The organism is Rothia sp. HMSC065C03, from assembly GCF_001837295.1.
In the GTDB taxonomy this organism is placed as follows: domain Bacteria; phylum Actinomycetota; class Actinomycetes; order Actinomycetales; family Micrococcaceae; genus Rothia.
In genome coordinates, this window is the sequence record NZ_KV831995.1 from 1 (window position 1) to 204 (window position 204).

At 53.4% G+C, this 204-nt stretch carries 1 protein-coding gene; it reads right to left on the reverse strand.

The features are described from left to right. On the reverse strand, positions 1–204 hold a 204-nt coding region (locus HMPREF2605_RS09520; protein ID WP_168167588.1), incomplete at both ends, for a hypothetical protein.

A 204-nucleotide genomic window follows, 5' to 3' on the forward strand; every position in this document is an offset into this window, starting at 1 on the left:
ATTCATCCTCCGGCTCATCATCCACACGGTCTTCAGCTCGCTTCAGCAGGTACGCCATGTACTCATCCACATTGAAACGCTCCTTGAACATACGCTCAAGAGCGTCACCACGTTCCTTATTGATCTGCCCGCGTTCCTCTTCCAAAGCCTGGTAGTACTCCAGATCATCCAGGGTCTTCTGCTGCTCTTCGGGGGTGAGGCTGT